Origin of the sequence: Enterovibrio baiacu, from assembly GCF_004120195.1 — a bacterium.
GTDB classification, from domain to species: Bacteria; Pseudomonadota; Gammaproteobacteria; order Enterobacterales; family Vibrionaceae; genus Enterovibrio; species Enterovibrio baiacui.
This window is the reverse complement of the sequence record NZ_SCHN01000013.1, coordinates 201,392-217,174: the sequence shown is the minus strand read 5'-3', so window position 1 is coordinate 217,174 and position 15,783 is coordinate 201,392. Positions and strand designations below refer to the sequence as shown.

General features: G+C 48.6%; 8 protein-coding genes, 1 tRNA gene, 3 rRNA genes and 1 riboswitch. Of the genes, 7 read left to right on the top strand and 5 right to left on the bottom strand.

Annotated elements, in window-relative coordinates; all coding sequences use genetic code 11:
- From EQP46_RS15645 to metA, 5 genes are all read left to right on the top strand, one after another.
- A 23S ribosomal RNA gene (locus EQP46_RS15645) occupies positions 1-89 on the top strand; the annotation flags it as partial.
- 96 nt (positions 90-185) lie between these two features.
- Positions 186-301 (top strand): 5S ribosomal RNA (rrf, locus tag EQP46_RS15640).
- 86 nt (positions 302-387) lie between these two features.
- A tRNA-Thr gene (locus EQP46_RS15635) sits at positions 388-463 on the top strand.
- Between the two features lie 13 nt (positions 464-476).
- Positions 477-592 (top strand): 5S ribosomal RNA (rrf, locus tag EQP46_RS15630).
- A 154-nt stretch (positions 593-746) separates the two neighbouring features.
- Positions 747-1,700: a homoserine O-acetyltransferase MetA gene (gene metA / locus EQP46_RS15625; protein WP_129494533.1), complete on the top strand. Its 954-nt coding sequence runs from the start codon at positions 747-749 to the stop codon at positions 1,698-1,700.
- Positions 1,701-1,776: 76 nt separating this feature from the next.
- Here metA and EQP46_RS15620 read toward each other — a convergent pair whose 3' ends face one another.
- The gene (locus tag EQP46_RS15620; RefSeq protein WP_129494532.1) at positions 1,777-3,111 is read right to left on the bottom strand and encodes a cation:proton antiporter; all 1,335 of its coding nucleotides are present in this window, start codon (positions 3,109-3,111) and stop codon (positions 1,777-1,779) included.
- Between the two features lie 190 nt (positions 3,112-3,301).
- Between EQP46_RS15620 and metH the strand changes: the two genes are divergently transcribed.
- Positions 3,302-6,976 carry a methionine synthase gene (gene metH, locus EQP46_RS15615; protein ID WP_129494531.1) on the top strand — a complete coding sequence of 1,225 codons (3,675 nt, stop codon included), beginning with the start codon at positions 3,302-3,304 and terminating at the stop codon, positions 6,974-6,976.
- A gap of 102 nt (positions 6,977-7,078) precedes the next feature.
- Here metH and lysC read toward each other — a convergent pair whose 3' ends face one another.
- Positions 7,079-8,431 carry a lysine-sensitive aspartokinase 3 gene (gene lysC, locus EQP46_RS15610; protein WP_129494530.1) on the bottom strand — a complete coding sequence of 451 codons (1,353 nt, stop codon included), beginning with the start codon at positions 8,429-8,431 and terminating at the stop codon, positions 7,079-7,081.
- Between the two features lie 92 nt (positions 8,432-8,523).
- A riboswitch (Lysine riboswitch) is annotated at positions 8,524-8,697 on the bottom strand.
- A gap of 215 nt (positions 8,698-8,912) precedes the next feature.
- Here lysC and EQP46_RS15605 point away from each other — a divergent pair.
- Positions 8,913-10,031, top strand: coding sequence for a pyridoxal-phosphate-dependent aminotransferase family protein (locus EQP46_RS15605; RefSeq protein ID WP_129494529.1), 1,119 nt, complete (start codon positions 8,913-8,915; stop codon positions 10,029-10,031).
- A gap of 73 nt (positions 10,032-10,104) precedes the next feature.
- Here EQP46_RS15605 and EQP46_RS15600 read toward each other — a convergent pair whose 3' ends face one another.
- The 3 genes from EQP46_RS15600 to galU form a co-directional block, all read right to left on the bottom strand.
- The gene (locus EQP46_RS15600) at positions 10,105-11,805 is read right to left on the bottom strand and encodes a Wzy polymerase domain-containing protein (RefSeq protein WP_129494528.1); all 1,701 of its coding nucleotides are present in this window, start codon (positions 11,803-11,805) and stop codon (positions 10,105-10,107) included.
- A gap of 74 nt (positions 11,806-11,879) precedes the next feature.
- Positions 11,880-14,714, bottom strand: a complete 2,835-nt coding sequence (gene uvrA, locus EQP46_RS15595; protein WP_129494527.1) for an excinuclease ABC subunit UvrA — start codon at positions 14,712-14,714, stop codon at positions 11,880-11,882.
- Positions 14,715-14,877: 163 nt separating this feature from the next.
- Positions 14,878-15,738, bottom strand: a complete 861-nt coding sequence (gene galU / locus EQP46_RS15590; RefSeq protein ID WP_129494526.1) for a UTP--glucose-1-phosphate uridylyltransferase GalU — start codon at positions 15,736-15,738, stop codon at positions 14,878-14,880.
- Positions 15,739-15,783: the final 45 nt, after the last annotated feature.

Here is a 15,783-nt window from a genome sequence, read left to right as displayed (position 1 = left end):
GTTGAAGACTACGACGTAGATAGGCAGGGTGTGTAAGTGCTGCGAGGCATTGAGCTAACCTGTACTAATTGCCCGTGAGGCTTAACCATACAACACCCAAGGGGTTTTAGCGGACTCAAGAAGAACATTGAATGTGTATTGAGATACAAAGCTAGTCAGAATTTTCCCAGATTTTAATGAATTTGCTTGGCGACCATAGCGTTATGGACCCACCTGACTCCATGCCGAACTCAGTAGTGAAACGTAACAGCGCCGATGGTAGTGTGGGGCTTCCCCATGTGAGAGTAGGACATCGCCAGGCTTGAATTTCAATCTATCCATTTGCTTTGCAAACGATAGATTCTTAAACAAAGCATCAATGAGTAAGACTTTGTTGAAGAAAAATTCGCTGATATAGCTCAGTTGGTAGAGTGCACCCTTGGTAAGGGTGAGGTCCCCAGTTCGAATCTGGGTATCAGCACCAGCTTTAAAATTTTTCTGGCAGCCATAGCGCGATGGTACCACCTGATCCCATGCCGAACTCAGAAGTGAAACGTTGCTGCGCCGATGGTAGTGTGGGGTTTCCCCATGTGAGAGTAGGTCACTGCCAGATACCTCTTCAAACCCGTAGCGGAAACGCTGCGGGTTTTTTCGTATATACGCTCCCAAATTCGATTCTTACAAATAGTCTTGAAGAGATGAAAAGGATGTTATAGGGTTATTGGAATTCTAGACGTCTATACATCTTAAAAAGGGAGTGCTTTAAGATGCCCATTAAAATTCCTGATCAGTTACCCGCTGCAAGTACATTGCGTCAGGAAAACATCTTTGTGATGCCTGAAACCCGTGCTGCCAGCCAAAGTATTCGTCCTCTTAAAGTTTTGCTACTCAACTTAATGCCAAAGAAGATTGAGACAGAAACGCAGTTCATGCGTTTGCTATCTAACAGTCCACTTCAGATAGACGTAGAGCTCCTGCGTATAGATGATAGGCCAAGTAAGAATACGCCAACCGAGCACTTAGATACTTTCTATCGTCAGTTTCAGATGATCAGAGAGCGTAACTTCGATGGGTTGATCGTCACAGGTGCGCCGTTAGGTCTTGTTCAGTTTGAAGATGTGATTTACTGGGAACACTTACAGGACATCATGACGTGGGCAAAGGACCATGTTACTTCGACGCTGTACGTATGCTGGGCTGCTCAGGCAGGGTTGAAGCTCTTGTATGACTTGCCGAAGAAAACCCGAAAAGAGAAACTCTCTGGCGTGTATTGGCATAACACGAATAAAGAGCACAGCCATAACCCTATTCTTCGTGGCTTTGATGATGCCTTCCTAGCACCACATTCGCGCTATGCAGACTTTTCTCCCGACTTTCTTGCTGAACACACTGATCTCGATATTTTGGCAACCTCGCCAACGGCGGGAACATACCTAGCGGCAACAAAAGATAAGCGTAACGTCTTCGTTACCGGTCATCCTGAGTACGATCCACTGACGTTGCATAACGAATATGTACGAGACGTGAGTGAAGGCATGGAGCCTGCTGTTCCTGTTAACTATTATCCTGATGATGATCCATCAAAAGATCCGTATGTGAGCTGGAGAAGTCACGGTTATATGCTGTTCTCAAATTGGCTTAACTACTGCGTTTACCAACAAACGCCGTTCGACTTGGATCACTTCTCAGAAGAAGCATTCACAAAAGATGACGACGCATAAGTTACAGATTTAAAAACAAAAAAAGCCTGCTTAATGCAGGCTTTTTCACATGTGTTTTGTCTCTTAAAGAGAAACGCTATTCCGCTTTCTTCTCTGCGACGGATTCACTTTGTACTGGCGCACGAGGCTTTACCTCCATATTCCTTTCCGCGACTTTGGCTTTCTCAATCATTTTTGTGATGGTAGAACCCTGCACGAGAATAGAGAACACCACGACGGCATAAGTCATAACAAGAATGATTTCTCGCACATCGATGTTCTTCTCAGGCAACACCATGTAGCCAGCCGGAACAGCCATCGCCATCGCAATGGCCAAGCCTCCGCGGAGTCCACCCCATGTCAAAATACGGACCGAGAAAGGGTTATAGTCACGGTATCGGTTGAAGCCGACATAGCAAAGGCGGACGCTCATGTAACGCGCGATAAGCACCAAAGGAATTGCAAACGCCATGATGATCCAATCTTCTTTGTGGAAGGTAAAGGTCAACATGCTTAAGCCGATCAACAAGAATAATACGCCATTCAGAAACTCATCAACGAGCTCCCAGAAGTGGTCAAGGTGGTCTTCACTTTCTTTCGAAAAGCCAATATAGCGTGTCCAGTTACCAATCATGATACCCGCGACCACCATGGCCAACGGTCCAGATACACCAATTAGACCTGCAAAGACATACCCTGCGGTTGGAATACCAAGGGTCAATAACAACTCCATTGAGTGGTCATCTGTATTGCAAATCAAGTAGTGGAATAGCAGCCCCAAGAAGAAGCCGTAAACGATCCCGCCAATGGCTTCATGCAAAAAGAGCTCAACCACGCCCATGACCGTAGGTGTTTCGCTGCCGAATGCCACGGTAAACAAGGTAATAAAGATGACCAAACCAAACCCGTCATTAAACAGGGACTCGCCTTCTATCTGCGTCGAGATACGTTTTGGCGCGTTGAGTTTTTTGACGATGGCCAACACAGCAATAGGGTCTGTGGGTGAAATTAAAGAACCAAAAAGAAGGCAGTAGATAAAATCAAACTGAATACCGATAAGCTGGAAGAATAGCCAAGCAGCACCACCGATAAAAAAGGTAGAAACCAAGGTCGCCCCTAGGGCAAGCACCGTAATTTCCCACTTCTGATCTTCTAGGTTGGGGAGTTTGACCCCAAGACCTCCAGCAAACAGCAGGAACCCGAGTACACCTTTTAGTAGAAAGTCATCGAAGTGCACTTCATTGAGGGTCTCTGCGGCCAAGTCTTTTAAATCAAACCAGTTGTTCTGACCTGAAATGACGATACCGAGAGAAAGAATCAATGCACCAGCAGTGATTGCGATGGTCGTTTGCATTTGGCCAATTTTGCTGTTGATAAATGCGATTGCCATGGCGGCGGCTGCGAGAAAGCACAGTGTTGTATAGACGGTCATAGGTGACCCCATGTTAGCGAAAAAAGGAGAACCCAAAATTTGTAACGAAATATAAATCTATGCGAAGAAGAAAACTACAACAAATCCTAGTGAATTTAAGGATCCGTTGAGAGTGAGATCCTAATAGACGTCTAGATTTCCAATTGAGCTATGTTACTATGCAATTAGCGAGCAATTTAAGAAGGAATTTGTGGCTGTGAGTAGTAAGGACATACTAAAAAAACTGTTGGCTGAGCGCATTCTCATTATCGATGGCGGTATGGGCACTATGATCCAGGACTACAAACTGGAAGAGTCCGATTACCGTGGTGAGCGTTTTTCTGATTGGCATTCTGATCTAAAGGGTAACAATGACCTTTTGGTTCTGACACAGCCAGCGCTTATCAAGCAAATTCACGGCGAGTACCTTGAAGCCGGCGCCGATATTCTTGAAACCAACACCTTTAACGCCACCACGATTGCCATGGCCGATTACGACATGGAATCGCTCAGTGCGGAGATTAACTTAGAAGCTGCGAAGCTGGCCCGCGAAGTTGCCGACGAATGGACGGCAAAGAATCCCGATAAACCCCGTTTTGTTGCAGGCGTACTTGGCCCGACAAACCGTACCTGTTCTATTTCTCCTGATGTAAACGATCCTGGTTATCGAAACATCACCTTTGATCAGTTGGTTGAAGCCTACTCTGAATCCACACGCGCCTTGATTGCAGGCGGTGCTGACATCATCTTGGTAGAGACAATCTTTGATACGTTAAACGCCAAAGCGTGTACGTTCGCGATTGAAACCGTGTTTGATGAAGACGGCATTGAACTGCCTGTTATGATTTCAGGCACGATCACCGATGCCTCTGGCCGTACACTTTCCGGTCAAACCACCGAAGCGTTCTATAACTCCCTGCGACACGTTAAACCTATTTCGTTTGGCCTCAACTGTGCATTGGGCCCTGATGAATTACGTCAGTATGTTGAAGAGTTGTCGCGAATTTCTGAGTGCGCAGTTTCTGCTCACCCAAATGCCGGCCTACCAAATGCATTCGGTGAATACGACCTTAGCCCTGAAGACATGGCTGAACATATCGCTGAATGGGCACAAAGTGGATTCTTGAACCTTGTCGGCGGCTGCTGTGGTACGACACCTGAACACATTCGTAAGATGGCGGAAGTGACCCAAAACGTCACGCCGCGTCAGCTTCCTGATTTACCCAAGCATTGTCGTTTATCTGGCCTTGAGCCACTGACGATTGCACCTGACAGTTTGTTTATCAACGTCGGCGAACGTACCAATGTTACAGGCTCTGCGCGCTTTAAGCGTCTGATTAAAGAAGAGCTTTATGATGAAGCCTTAGAAGTTGCGCGTCAGCAAGTCGAGGCCGGTGCGCAGGTTATCGATATCAACATGGATGAAGGCATGTTGGATGCGGAAGCGGCCATGGTGCGCTTCCTGAACTTGTGTGCGACTGAGCCTGAGATCTCGAAAGTGCCCATCATGGTTGATTCATCAAAATGGGAAATCTTAGAAGCTGGCCTCAAGTGTGTTCAGGGCAAACCGATTGTTAACTCGATTTCCATGAAAGAAGGTGTCGAGAAATTCATTGAGCAAGCCAAGTTAATTCGTCGCTACGGCGCAGCGGTTATCGTGATGGCATTCGATGAAGTGGGCCAAGCCGATACGCGTGAACGCAAAACCGAAATTTGTACCGAAGCCTATAACATTCTGGTGAATGAGGTGGGCTTCCCACCAGAAGACATTATCTTCGACCCGAATATCTTTGCGGTGGCTACGGGGATTGAAGAGCACAACAACTACGCGGTCGACTTCATCGAAGCGGTCGGTGATATCAAACGCACATTGCCACATGCCATGGTCTCGGGCGGTGTATCGAACGTGTCGTTCTCATTCCGTGGTAATAACCCTGTTCGTGAAGCGATTCACGCTGTTTTCCTTTATTACTGTTTTAAAAACGGCATGGACATGGGGATCGTTAACGCGGGTCAGTTGGCTATTTATGACGATCTACCCGATGAACTTCGTGAGGCTGTTGAAGACGTTGTCTTGAACCGACGCGACGACGGTACAGAGCGTCTTCTTGATATTGCGGACAAATACCGCGGTACGGGCGAAGTGAAAGAAGATCGCTCGGCACAAGAGTGGCGTGGCTGGGATGTAGAAAAACGTCTGGAACATGCCTTGGTCAAAGGGATCACCGAGTTCATCGTTGAAGACACGGAAGAAGCCCGTGCGAAGGCGAGCAAACCACTTGAAGTGATTGAAGGCCCATTGATGGCTGGCATGAACGTGGTCGGTGATTTGTTTGGTGAAGGTAAGATGTTCTTGCCGCAGGTGGTGAAATCCGCTCGCGTCATGAAACAGGCGGTTGCGTACCTTGAACCTTACATCAATGCAGAAAAACAAGCGGGTCAAACCAACGGGAAGATTCTTTTAGCCACGGTGAAAGGCGATGTGCATGACATTGGTAAGAATATCGTTGGCGTCGTTCTGCAGTGTAATAACTATGAAATCATCGATCTCGGCGTCATGGTATCTTGCGACAAAATTTTGCAGGTCGCTAAAGAAGAAAACGTCGACATCATTGGGTTAAGTGGTCTCATCACACCGTCGCTCGATGAAATGGTACATGTCGCCAAAGAGATGGAGCGTCGTGGTTTTGATATCCCATTGCTAATTGGTGGAGCGACAACATCTAAAGCGCATACGGCGGTGAAGATTGAAGAAAACTACCATGCACCTGTGGTGTATGTGTCTAATGCCTCTCGTGCTGTAGGTGTATGTTCTGCGCTATTGTCCGATGAACTTCGTCCGGCGTTTGTCGAGCGCACAAAAGCTGAGTACGTGACGGTACGCGAACAGCATGCACGCAAAAAGCCGCGCACGCCGCCGGTTACACTTGGAGAGGCGCGCGCAAATAAAGTGTCGCTTGATTGGGAAACCTATACCCCACCTGTGCCAAACAAACCTGGCGTGCATGTGTTTACTGATTTCCCAGTATCAAAAATTCGCAAATACATCGATTGGACGCCATTTTTCATGACGTGGTCGCTTAGCGGAAAATACCCAACGATTTTGCGTCATGAAGTCGTGGGGCAAGAAGCGCAGCGCTTGTTTGATGACGCCAATGCGATATTGGATGACATTGAACGCACTGGCATGATCAAAGCCAATGGCGTATGCGGATTGTTCCCTGCAAACAGTGTGGAAGATGATGTTGAGGTCTATGTAGACGAATCTCGCACAGAGGTGCTTACGGTATTGAATGGCTTGCGTCAGCAAACGAAAAAACCGAAAGGGCCAAACTACTGTCTATCGGACTACATTGCGCCGAAAGAGAGTGGAAAAGCAGATTGGATCGGCGCGTTTGCGGTAACAGGCGGCATTGGCGAGTACGACATTGCTGAGCAGTTTAAAGCGAAGGGTGATGACTACAACGCCATTATGGTGCAAGCGGTAGCGGACCGTTTAGCGGAAGCGTTTGCTGAATATATGCATGAGGCGGTGCGTAAAGAGATTTGGGGCTATGCACCTGATGAAGCGTTGGCAAACGAAGATTTGATCCGTGAAAAGTATCAAGGTATTCGCCCTGCACCGGGTTACCCTGCGTGCCCTGAGCATACTGAAAAAGGCAAGATTTGGACGCTGTTAGATGCAGAAGCGAATACGGGCATGATCCTGACGGAAAGCTTCGCAATGTGGCCTGGGGCAGCAGTATCGGGTTGGTACTTCTCACACCCTGAATCGCGCTATTTTGCGGTCGCTCAAATCCAAGAAGATCAGCGTGACAGCTACGCAGATCGTAAAGGATGGGATGTGATCGAAGCCGATAAGTGGCTAGGGCCAAACCTGAACTAAGGTTTGGTGATTGTAAACACAAGAAGGGCGCTCAATGAGCGCCCTTCTTTTATTGTGTCCTTGGGGTGTTTGCAGAGCGAAAGCCGCGATGACATGGCTCTCTTACTTTTCAAACAGCTCTCTGTGTAAGGTACGTACCACGTCTTTCGACTCAGCGGTATTGGTCAAGAAACACAGGTTGTGATTACTTGCACCGTAGCAAATCATTCGCAGGTTATATTCACCTAGAGCGCCAAAAATTTGCGCTGCAGCACCGCGAGATTCGCCCATCTCATTACCAATCAACGCCACCAAACACATGTCTTGCTCAACCGTCACTTTACACAGTTTAGAAAGCTCGAGCTCGGCCGCTTCAGGCAACTTAGGCGCACCGCCGCTGGTGTTGGTTTGATCTAAGGTCAAAGAGACGCTGACTTCTGATGTCGTGATCAGATCCACCGAGACTTTATGCTTAGCCAGAATATTGAAAACCTCTGCCAAAAAGCCGTAGGCATGGAACATGTTTAGGCTGGTAAGCGTCACCATGGTTTGGTTGCAACGAAGTGCCAATGCGCGGAAAAGAGGTGAATGCTCTGCATCACGGCGGATCCACGTTCCCCCTTTTTCTGGCGCTTTTGAAGAGCCAACAAACACCGGGATTTCTTGGCGCATTGCTGGCACTAAGGTTGACGGGTGCAAGATTTTCGCACCAAAGTTCGCCATTTCAGAGGCTTCACTAAAACTGATTTCGTCGATTGGTGCAGCGGCTGGTGCGATGCGAGGATCGGTGCTGTAGATGCCTGGCACGTCAGTCCAAATTTCAAGCGTTGTCGCTTGAACCGCTTCAGCAAGCAGTGCCGCACTGTAGTCACTTCCGCCACGGCCTAGTGTTGTTGTGTTGCCTTTATTGTCCGAGCCGATAAAACCTTGTGTGACGACCACTTTCTCTTCGCATAGCGGGCGAAGCAGCGTTTGGGCTTGGTAAGCGGTTTCGATTAAATCAGGGGATGCTTTTCCATGGACATCGTCAGTTTTCAACGCATCACGGACATCAAAACGCACTGCATCTAACCCTTGCTGATTCAGTAAGTGGGTAAAGATGTGTGTCGACATGAGTTCACCACAGGCAACTAAGCTGTCTGTGATTTTATCTGAGGGGGCTTCCGCTGCGGCTGCAGCAAACGTCGCGACATTATCCAATATGTCATTCACTGCTGTATTCACATCTTCATTTTCTGGCAGGCTCGCCAAAATGCTGAAGTGGATTTCTTGAAGGCGAGTGAGCAACGCTTTTTGTTTTTCTAAGCTGCTGACACCGTTGGCGAGTTCAACCAAAAGGTTAGTCACACCAGAGCATGCACTGATGACAACCAAACGTGTGCTTTCATTTCCCTTGATGACCGAAGCGCAGTTAGACATGGCTGCGTAGTCTGCGACACTCGTGCCGCCAAATTTTGCGACAGTTAATGCGTTCACTTCCCTGTATCTCCCATAAATCGCGATATAGATGTTCTAAATGATCAAAATGTGGATGAGACAGAAAGAGGGCGGGCATGAAGAAAGGATATTTCTCCAGAAGCGCTCCATCTCGAAAGAGATGACAATCCGAAGGACTCAACCTTCAAGACCGGCAATCTAACCCCCAAGGTGTCGATTACCTCGGCGTCTATCCCCTGATCGATCTGCATTGGAGTTGGGGCTCCGCAAATGGACTGCCTGATAGACGCGCCTCTTCTGTCTTCGTGCAGAAAAATACTGCACAAAAATTACACTGCATTGATAAAGCTTTGTAATCTGATTGTCAAACAGAGTTTGCATGAAAAGCGTCAAATGTATGCAAGGTGCTTCATTTTTGCGAGGCGTTAGGTTGATGGAGCTTACGTTATAGCAATCATGATTTGGGAGAGAGTGAGCGGCAGTGGTAGGGTGGTAAAATACTAACTAAGGAGAGCAGACAATGACTATTTCACGCTTTATTCCGCCTCAGCGAACCTTGATGGGACCGGGCCCTTCCGACGTGTCACCACGTGTCCTACAAGCGTTATCACAGCCAACAATTGGTCACCTTGACCCGTTATTTGTCGGCATGATGGATGAAGTGAAAGCCTTGCTGCAATATGCCTTTCAAACCACGAACCCTTTCACCATTGCCGTATCTGCACCAGGCAGCGCAGGCATGGAAACCTGTTTTGTGAATTTGGTCTCTCCTGGCGATACGGTCATTGTTTGTCGCAATGGTGTGTTTGGCGATCGTATGCGTGAAAACGTTGAGCGCTGCGGCGCGACGGCTGTGATGGTTGATGATGAGTGGGGGAAGCCTGTTGATGTGAGTAAAGTGGACGCGGCGTTAAATGCCAATCCCGATGCATCAATTGTGGCATTTGTGCATGCTGAAACGTCCACCGGTGCATTGAGTGACGCGAAGGCCTTATCTGCGTTAGCACGTCAGCATGACTGTTTAACCATCGTGGATGCTGTGACATCGCTTGGCGGTGTGCCTTTGTTGGTTGACGAATGGCAACTTGATGCTGTTTATTCCGGCAGCCAAAAGTGTTTGTCATGTGTTCCGGGCTTATCGCCAGTGACCTTCTCACCGCGTGCCGTAGAAAGAATGAAAACGCATGATGGGAAAGTACAAAGCTGGTTCTTAGATCAAAGCTTAGTGCTCGGTTATTGGAGTGGTGAAGGGAAACGAAGCTATCACCATACCGCGCCCGTAAATAGCCTGTATGCGCTGCATGAGTCGTTATTGATGTTACAGCAAGAAGGCCTAGAGAACGCGTGGCAACGCCATCGTGATATGCATGAATTGTTGAAGTCAGAACTGGAAGTGTTGGGCATTGAATTTTTGGTTGATGAGGCTTATCGCCTTCCTCAACTCAATGCCGTCGCGATTCCTGATGGTGTTGATGATGCCCTTGTTCGTCAGCGTTTGTTGAATGAATATAATCTTGAAATCGGAGCTGGCCTTGGCGCGTTAGCGGGCAAAGCATGGCGTATTGGGTTGATGGGCTATGCAGCTAGAAAAGAAAATATTGCGCTGTGTGCCAAAGCGCTAAAGGATGTGCTGAGTTAACTGGCTGACCCTTTTGGGTTTCAACAGCCTAAAAAAACGCCCTGATTTATCAGGGCGTTTTTGATTGGGGTGCTTACGGTTTTGAAGCATCAGGTTCTGACGCTTCAAAATGTGAAAAGTTAGGTTGAAATGCCACGTAGGGAAACAATGCACTGGCTTCTTGCTGGATCTGTTTCGCAATCGCGCGGTCGCCTGTCAGCAGTGCCAACTCAATCAAAGACTGATACCCCTCCGCCGTTGGGCGTGTTGAAAGGTGTCGGATTTGCTGTCTGAGATACGTCGTCTGAGCGCGTTTGTCGTTATGTTCGACATCTTCCAAAAAGTCGCGTTTCCCCGCTTCTTGCTGATAAAACGATGTCCACCAAGGGTGTGTTTGATACTGGGTTAACTTGTTGTCTTTGATGTCATAGGTGTGTAGCGCCTGCTCGCCCAAATAGATAGAGCTAACAACCACGCATACCGTTGACGCTAATAGCGTTGTCGCACCAATGGTGAGTAGCTTAACGCGTGCTAGGCTGATGCGTTCGTAGCGCGCAGACAAGTTATCAATCCAATAGACCAAAACGACAAACAGCAGCGCGAGAACGGGGTTTGTCGATACAAACGATGTTGCTGCAATGCCGACAATGGAAGGGAGGATGATTGCCGTCAGCATCAATCGTGTGCCACCCGGCGCGTCGGCAATACGCTTAATGATCAATCCACCTAAGAGGGCGAAGCTTCCCCAAATGGCAATCCCCCCCTCAGTGATTGTCGCAAGCAACCAGCTTGGGTAGGGCGTATCAATGGGCAAGGCGTTTCCATGTGAAAGCCCAAACTGCAATTGCGCCAGCGTAAGCTGACCGAGTCCTACACCTTCAAAATGCGCTGTTTTTGCCAGCGCTGTGGTTTGTCCTAAAAGTTGCCATTCGCTAGGGGAGAACCTTTCTGCAAACAAGGCGCTGATGGGTAGCCAGTTTGCTTGCCCTGCAATCACAAAAGCCGCGAAAACAACGATGTTCCAAAGTCCATGATGTAACTTGGGACAGAAGCGAAACAAGAAAGGTTGTGCGAGAGCAACTATCAGCAGGGTGAACGTGATAAGCCAAGGCTCACGAAGCGACATCAAAGCGGTAATGCACAGCAACGGCGTGAGCAGCAATGCAATGTGCTGAGCGATGATGGTGCGTTTATAGGCGCGGGTTCGTGCTAGCAAATAGGCTGACAAGGCAAGTGCGGTAAGTAGCACCATGGCTGTGGTGTTCTTTGCAATGCCTACGCGCTGAACTGTCAGGAAATAAGGTGCGTCGTGTTCGAATGCTTCAATGAGTGGAGGCACAACGAAAGGCAGTGCGAATATCCACCCTGCAATCAACGGTAGCCAAAGCAAATACTGACGCTGAACATGACTGAAGCTAAATTGCTGCAAGGTAACAAAAAGCAGCAAGCTCAATAACGCGAGCCCTGCGTGCCAAAGTGCCGCACTGGTGTTCGCATGAAGATAGAATGCGGGGAGCGACGCGAGCAAGGCGCTGAGCGCAATCCATCCTGTCAGTTTGGTCAGACTAAATCGGCGTTGTCGAGCGACCTCTAAACCACCAAAACAGATCATGGCGACAGACAACATGAACGAGGTTGAAATCGCTGGGTGTTGAATGCCTGTGACCGACAGCGGTATTTGATTGAGCGGAAAACAGAGCAAAAAAAGCGTCGCCAGTACAATGAGTACGGGTTTAACTAAAGGCTTGCTCGCCACTTTGGATGGCCAGTGAATCGGAATACGCGTTGTCGACATGCTTTCTACTATCAATGTAAAACCACCTCTTACGAGGTGGTGAGTGAGGGGGATAGGTTACCGAAAGTATCGGTCTATTTGCCCTTTTTCTTCAATAATGGTTTCAAGAAGCGTGCGGTGTGTGAGCCTTTCACTTTTGCAACGTCTTCTGGTGTCCCTTCTGCGACAATCAAACCGCCGCCGCTTCCACCTTCAGGGCCAAGGTCGACAATCCAGTCTGCTGTTTTGATAACATCCAAGTTGTGCTCGATGACCACTATGGTATTGCCGTGATCGCGCAGGCGATGAAGCACGGTCAGCAACTGTTGAATGTCGTGGAAGTGCAGGCCTGTTGTAGGTTCATCGAGGATGTACAGCGTTTTACCTGTATCGCGCTTCGACAGCTCTCGCGCCAGTTTCACGCGTTGCGCTTCACCACCAGACAAGGTGGTTGCTGCTTGGCCTAAGCGGATATAAGACAAGCCTACATCCATCAAAGTTTGAAGCTTACGGGCAATCGCTGGCACGGCGTCAAAGTACTCGCGCGCATCTTCAACGGTCATTTCCAACACTTCGTCGATGGTTTTGCCTTTGTAGCGAATTTCCAAGGTTTCGCGGTTATAGCGTTTCCCTTTACACACATCACAAGGCACATACACATCAGGTAAGAAGTGCATCTCTACCTTGATCACACCATCACCTTGGCAGGCTTCACAGCGTCCGCCTTTCACGTTAAAGCTAAAGCGCCCGACTTTGTAGCCACGCGCGCGAGATTCTTGTGTGCCTGCGAACAATTCACGGATTGGCGTGAAAATGCCGGTGTAAGTGGCAGGGTTAGAACGCGGCGTGCGTCCAATAGGGCTTTGGTCAATGTCGATCACTTTGTCGAAATGGCCAATGCCTTCGATGTCTTTAAACGGTGCGGGTTCGCCAGTGGTCGCACCATTCAGTCGCTGGTGGGCGATCTTGTAGAAGGTGTCGTTTATCAGTGTGGATTTACCTGAACCGGAGACGCCCGTTACACAGGTAAACAAACCAACAGGTAGGGTCAAATCTACATTGTTTAGGTTGTTGCCCGTTGCGCCAAGCAAACGCACGACTTTCTCAGGATCATACGGCGTGCGCTCGGCAGGCATCATGATTTGTTTTTTACCGCTGAGGTACTGGCCTGTCAGTGAGTCTTCATTGGCAATGATGTCTTCGTAAGTGCCTTCCGCCACCACATAACCGCCATGCACACCTGCCCCAGGGCCAATATCAATGATGTGGTCCGCGGCACGAATTGCATCTTCGTCGTGCTCTACCACCAAGACGGTATTACCGAGGTTTCTCAGGTGATCAAGGGTACTCAAAAGACGTTCATTATCGCGCTGATGAAGGCCAATAGACGGTTCATCCAGCACATACATCACACCCACAAGTCCCGCACCAATTTGGCTAGCAAGACGAATACGCTGCGCTTCGCCGCCCGAGAGGGTATCCGCACTTCGGTATAAGCTCAGGTAGTTCAGACCCACGTTAACCAAGAAGCGCAGACGGTCGTGAATTTCTTTCAGTACCTTGTCGGCGATTTGCGCGCGTTGACCTTCAAGCTGTAAACCTGCGAAGAAGTCGAGGGCTTCGTGAATGCTCATTTCACACACGGCTGGCAGATTGGTGTCGGCAACAAAAACGTGGCGCGCTTCTTCACGAAGGCGAGAACCGCCGCAGCTTCCGCACGGTTTGTTGGCGATGTATTTGGCGAGTTCTTCGCGTACCGCCATGGATTCAGTGTCGCGGTAACGGCGATTGAGGTTATTTAAAATGCCTTCAAATGGGTGTTTGCGTACCGTGATATCGCCACGATCGTTGACGTACTTAAAGGCAATGTCTGTGGTGCCGGAGCCATTTAGCACCACATCGCGGATCTTGGGTGTCAGGCTTTCCCATGGCGCTTCAATGTCGAACTTATAATGTTCTGCCAGTGAAGTGAGCATCTGGAAATAGTAAAAGTTGCGACGATCCCATCCACGAATTGCGCCACCTGCAAGGCTCACGGCTTCGTTTTGTACCACGCGGTTTTCATCAAAGAACTGCTGAACCCCTAAGCCGTCACACGTTGGGCATGCCCCGGCTGGGTTATTGAAAGAGAATAGGCGGGGTTCAAGCTCTTGCATGCTGTAGCCACAATGTGGACAGGCAAAGTTAGCTGAGAACACCATGTCATCACCGTCGCCGTCCATGTGGCTGACAACGGCGGTACCGCCCGTCAGCTCTAGCGCGGTTTCAAAGGATTCAGCCAAACGCTGCTGCAAGTCATCACGAACCTTAAATCGGTCAACCACCACTTCAATGGTGTGCTTCTTGTGAAGCTCCAGAGTCGGAGGATCGGACAGATCACACACTTCGCCGTCGATGCGCGCACGGATAAAGCCATGTGCGACCAAGTTTTCGAGCGTTTTAACGTGTTCACCCTTACGTTCTTTCACGATAGGGGCGAGCAGCATCAACTTCGTGCCTTCTTCACGTTCCAACACTTTGTCGACCATCTGACTGACGGTTTGTGCTTCAAGCGTGACATTGTGTGTAGGACACCGCGGATCGCCGACGCGTGCATAAAGCAGACGCAGGTAATCGTAAACTTCGGTGATGGTGCCAACGGTAGAACGCGGGTTGTGTGACGTGGATTTTTGTTCAATCGAAATGGCGGGTGATAAACCGTCAATATGGTCAACGTCAGGTTTTTCCATCAGTGACAAGAACTGGCGAGCATAGGCGGAGAGCGATTCAACGTATCGGCGTTGCCCCTCTGCATATAAGGTGTCAAACGCGAGTGAAGACTTACCTGAGCCTGAAAGGCCGGTGATCACAACCAGCTTGTCCCTAGGGATAGTCAGATTGATATTCTTTAAATTATGGGTGCGAGCCCCTCTGACGTCGATCGTATCCATGTCCACCTTGCCTATTGGTCAGCGCGTTGTCTGATGAAATGACTAATGAATTGAGTATCCCATAAATAGACGTGATGAAAAAGAACAAAGCTGTATAAATATACAGCTTTGTTAGAGTCTACCCTGAGCAGATTTTAGCGTCTAAAAGCGCGAAGAAATGTGACTAACACTTCACGGTTTTCGGCTGGTTCGGTGCGTCAGATTGCAGGTAAATGTTTTCGTAGCAGTAATTTGTCGCTTCAATAAAGCCCTCTACGCTGCCGCAATCGAAACGCTCGCCTTTGAATTTATACGCAAGTACACAGCCGTCTTGTGCTTGTTTGAGCAGTGCATCGGTAATTTGAATCTCGCCGTTTTTGCCTGGCTCAGTATTTTCGAGAATGTCGAAGATGTCTGGCGTCAAAATGTAGCGGCCGATGATCGCTAAGTTACTTGGTGCCGTGCCCGGTTCTGGTTTCTCAACCATGTTATCTACGCGGAACAAGTCATCTTTGATCTCTTGTCCTGAAATAACACCGTATTTGTGGGTTTCGTCTTCCGGCACTTCTTCAACGGCGACGATTGAACAACGGAATTGCTTATAAAGCGCAACCATCTGCGTCAATACGCCCTGTTCTTTGTTGATACAAAGGTCATCCGCCAATACCACAGCGAAGGCTTCATCACCGACCAAGTCACGACCCGTAAGGATGGCATGACCCAAACCGCGCATTTCTTTTTGGCGAATGTATGTAAAAGACGCCGCATCAATCGTTGCACGAATATCTTCAAGCAGGGCTTCTTTGTTGGTGCCTAGAATTTGGTGCTCGAGTTCGTAGTTTTTATCGAAGTGATCCATCAGGCTGTGTTTACCACGGCCAGTGACGATACACATGCCATTAATACCAGCTTGAATCGCCTCATCAACACCGTATTCAATCAATGGCTTGTTTACGATAGGCATCATTTCTTTTGGCATGGATTTAGTTGCTGGTAGGAAGCGTGTTCCGTAACCAGCTGCTGGAAATAGGCACTTATTAATCATCAGATATCCTTAATTAGTTACATCCGAGCTATCAGTATTTGTATT